Origin of the sequence: Martelella sp. UBA3392 (assembly GCF_002358775.1) — a bacterium.
Taxonomy (GTDB): Bacteria; Pseudomonadota; Alphaproteobacteria; order Rhizobiales; family Rhizobiaceae; genus Martelella; species Martelella mediterranea.
On record NZ_DEPM01000155.1, the window covers coordinates 1 to 3,569 of the forward strand.

Here is a 3,569-nt window from a genome sequence, read left to right on the forward strand (position 1 = left end):
TCAGTTCTCAGTGAAAATCAACACGCAAGAGATCCGACAGAGTGGATTGCGTTCCCTCGATCTGTGAGGACAGTACCGCCTCCTTGCGTACGTACATATAGAGAAAAAGTTCCTTGTTGGGCAGGAGCAGCGAAACGCCGTCAAGCCGCCCAAGCGCCCGCTCCGCGGAACTCAAGCGCGAAAGTAAATGGGAAAGTTCAATCGGTGGTTCCGGCGGCAGCGGCGGCGGTACGAAGGCTCTGACGCGCTCGCCGGCAACAGCCGTTTCGATGAATCTGCCGAGGCGACTGCCAGACTTGTTTGATTCCTGCATGCTGCGCGACTCCGAATGGTCTAAGTTCGGAGATTTAAATAGCAGTCATCATTAATTAAAGAAATGGCATTTTTGTTTATTAATAATAGTCCTTAACTAAAGTCAGAAAATTTGCGGCGATCGCCTTTCAAGAACCGTCTATCGCCCGATACAGTCGAGAAGGCCTGTTCCGCTCCCCGGCCCAAACGTGAAAACCCGTTGATAGGGGGAGGTCCGGGGGTTTAGTAGGGTGCGGCGGGATTAGCATTGGCCTAGTAGCGTCACGGGTTGAAACGCGTAGCAACCGGGTGACATGATGTGCTATCGTCCTACTAACAAAAGACGAGTCGATCCAAAAGCTTGGATAGTAGGATCCAACACCGTGACACTCCATCTAAATATCTGAAATCATTGCCAAAAAACAATTCGTAATGATGGGGTCACGTGTTCGAGTCACGTAAGCGGCACCATTTTTTATCTTTTCATTGACCGCGTGAATCTGGCTCCCGTTTTGGGACAATTTGCTTTGCGGTGGATTTCGGTTCTCCCCGCTCTCACACCAGCGCACTGCTCTTCAGCCGCGTCAGATCCCGCGTGATTTCCTTCGAGGCTGATTTCAGGACCGGGGCGTAGCGCTCGCAGGCTTCGCGGTGGGAGGAGAAGGCGGAGCGGAAATAGGTGAGGCCGAGGCTGGCGACCACGCGGCCGGAATCGTTGAAGACCGGCACGGCGAGCGTATCGGAATTGCGCGGCTCGACATGGGTGGCGCGGGTGGCATAGCCGCGGGCCCTGGTCATGGCGACCAGCCGGTTCATCTTTTCCGGGTTGCGGGCAAGTTCGTTTTCCGGATCGTCCGAGGTCTGCAGCATGCGCAGGATCAGCCCCAGTTCCTCCTCTTCCGCAAAGGCGAGATAGGCAAGGCCCAGACCGCGGGTGATCAACGGCAGGCGCATGTTAACGGTCTTGTGGAACGGCGAGACCGAACTGTCCGGCACAGTCGAAAACCGCACCACCACGGCATCGCGGTCCAGAAGCGCGATCGAGACCGGCCATTGATGCTTGCGGGTGACGGCGACCGCCCAGGGCCGGCCGGCCTCCACCACCATCGGCTCCTTGTGATAGCCGGAGGAGAGCGAGGCCACCAGCGCGGAGAGCTGATAGCCGCCGACACGCGGATCATTCTCCACATAGCCCGCCTGTTCCAGCGTCTTCAGGATGCGCACCAGCGTCGGCTTCGGTAGCCTGGTACGCTCGTGCAGGCTGGCGATCGAAGTGTAGGGTTGCAGATTCATTTCCTGCAGCACGCGCAGGCCGCGCTCAATCGAACGAATGCTCACTTCATCCTCCCGGTCAGTGGCGTTTCGTCTGTCGAAACGAGATGGGTTTGCGCGTTGTCGGCGCAAATTGTCAAGCCCTATACCTTTTTCCAGCAAGACAAGGAGACTGGCATGGCAGAGAACGGGGCGGAGAACAGGGAGAAGGCGCGCGCGCTGATGGCGACGATCGATGACGGCGTCGTCGACGGGCTGATGAAGGGGGCGGTGGATCTGCACGTCCATTCCGGCCCCTCCACCATGGCGCGCCAGCTCGATCACTTCCAGGCCGTGGAACAGGCGGCGGTCGCCGGCATGCGCGGCATCATGTTCAAGGATCACCACTATTCGGTGGCCCCCTTCCTGCCGATCATGGAGCGCGTGCTCGGCCACCTGAACGTGGCGATGTATGGCGGACTGGTGCTCAACAACACCACCGGCGGGCTGAACCCCTACGTGGTCGACGCCCAGCTCAACCAGGGCGCAAAGCTGGTGTGGATGCCGACGGCGCAATCGGCCAACCACATCCGCTCCTCCCACCGCAAGTCCCGCCTTGCCTCCAATGTCCAGCTCAAGAAATCGCCCGGCATCACCGTGCTCGATGCCTATGGCGACATTCTCGATGTCGTGAAGGAAATCCTCGATTCGATCGCTGCCTTCGACGCGATCCTGTCATCGGGGCATCTGCATATCTATGAGATATGGAAGCTGTTCGAGGAGGCGAAGAAGCGCGGCGTCAAGCGGCTTCTGGTCAACCATCCGATGTATGGGCTGCATTTCACCTATCAGGACATCACCGAGCTCGCTCAGTTCGGCGCGCTGATCGAGCAATCGGCCTGCCTCTATGTGGATTCGCGCTTCAACGTGTTCTCCCCGGAGGAGTTGAAGGAGCACATCCTTGCCGCCGGCGTCGAACATTCCTCGATCGGCTCCGACCTCGGTCAGGTCGACAATCCCTCGCCGGTGGAAGGCATGCGCCAGGCGATCAAGCTGCTGCTCGCGCTCGGCTTTTCCGAGGACGAGGTGCGCCTGATGGTGCGCGACAATTCCGCAAAGCTCGTCGGTCTCGACCTCGGCTGAGCCTTCCTTCTCCGTGTGGCGGATGGGCGCCGAAACACGCAAGCAGACATGAAGCCCGCCCGAACAGCAGGAGACTACCGTGAAACTAGGCACGATCAATCATCAGGGACGCCCGGCGCTGGTCGCCCAGAAGGACGGCAAGCCCGTGCTGCTCTCCGCGCTCTACGAGAGCGCCGGCCTTGGCGAAGCGCCGCGCTCGATGCTCGATCTGATCGAGGAGGGCAGGCTCGACGAGGTGCGCGCGGCGCTCGAAAAGGGCACTGCCGAGCCGCTCGATGAAGCCGCCCTCGACTGGCTGCCGCCGCAGCCGCGCCCCTCCAAGGTGCTTGGCGTCGCCTTCAACAATATGGGCATCCGCAAATCCGCCCACCGTGATCCGGGCGTGCCGAATTTCTTCCTGAAGGCCCCGTCCTGCCTGACCGGCCACAACAAGCCGATCATCATGGAAGAGCATTTCGGCGAGACCATTCCGGAGCTCGAGCTTGCAGCCGTGATCGGCAAGCGCTGCCGGAAGATTTCGGTCGAAGAGGCCAAGGACGCGATCTTCGGCTTCACCATCACCAATGACGTTACCTCGCACGGCCTGAAATTCGGCCTCGATTCGATCGCCACCACCCGCGAGAAGGACCTGATCCGCCCGCATCATCTGGCATGGCGCAACCGCAAGGGCGAGGACGACAACGACGTCTATTTCGTCTACCACACCCGCTCCAAGGCGACCGACACATTCGGCCCGATGGGCCCGTGGATCACCACCGCCGACGAGGTGGAAAACCCCGATGCGCTGGAGGTGAAGGGCTGGTTCGACGGCGAGCCCTTTGCGATCGATTCGACGGCGAGCTATCGTTTCAAGGTCGCCGAGGTGATCGCCGAGGCGAGCCGCT

At 60.1% G+C, this 3,569-nt stretch carries 3 protein-coding genes and 1 pseudogene; 2 read left to right on the forward strand and 2 right to left on the reverse strand.

All coding sequences use genetic code 11. The features are described from left to right. Window positions 1-16 precede the first annotated feature (16 nt). Both B4E36_RS11665 and B4E36_RS11670 read right to left on the reverse strand, forming a co-directional pair. A pseudogene (locus tag B4E36_RS11665) lies at window positions 17-313 on the reverse strand (Fic/DOC family N-terminal domain-containing protein); the annotation flags it as partial. A gap of 533 nt (window positions 314-846) precedes the next feature. After that, the gene (locus B4E36_RS11670; protein WP_292055887.1) at window positions 847-1,629 is read right to left on the reverse strand and encodes a DNA-binding transcriptional regulator; all 783 of its coding nucleotides are present in this window, start codon (window positions 1,627-1,629) and stop codon (window positions 847-849) included. Between the two features lie 111 nt (window positions 1,630-1,740). Between B4E36_RS11670 and B4E36_RS11675 the strand changes: the two genes are divergently transcribed. Together B4E36_RS11675 and B4E36_RS11680 are read left to right on the forward strand one after the other, a co-directional pair. Beyond that, window positions 1,741-2,685, forward strand: coding sequence for a DUF6282 family protein (locus tag B4E36_RS11675; protein WP_292055889.1), 945 nt, complete (start codon window positions 1,741-1,743; stop codon window positions 2,683-2,685). Window positions 2,686-2,764: 79 nt separating this feature from the next. After that, the coding region (locus B4E36_RS11680) for a fumarylacetoacetate hydrolase family protein (RefSeq protein WP_345900375.1) at window positions 2,765-3,569 on the forward strand (805 nt) is incomplete at its 3' end.

Excerpts from the sequence above, each read along its gene's own strand:
- B4E36_RS11675 (WP_292055889.1), top strand. The coding sequence starts at position 1,741 with ATGGCAGAGAACGGGGCGGAGAACAGGGAGAAGGCGCGCGCGCTGATG.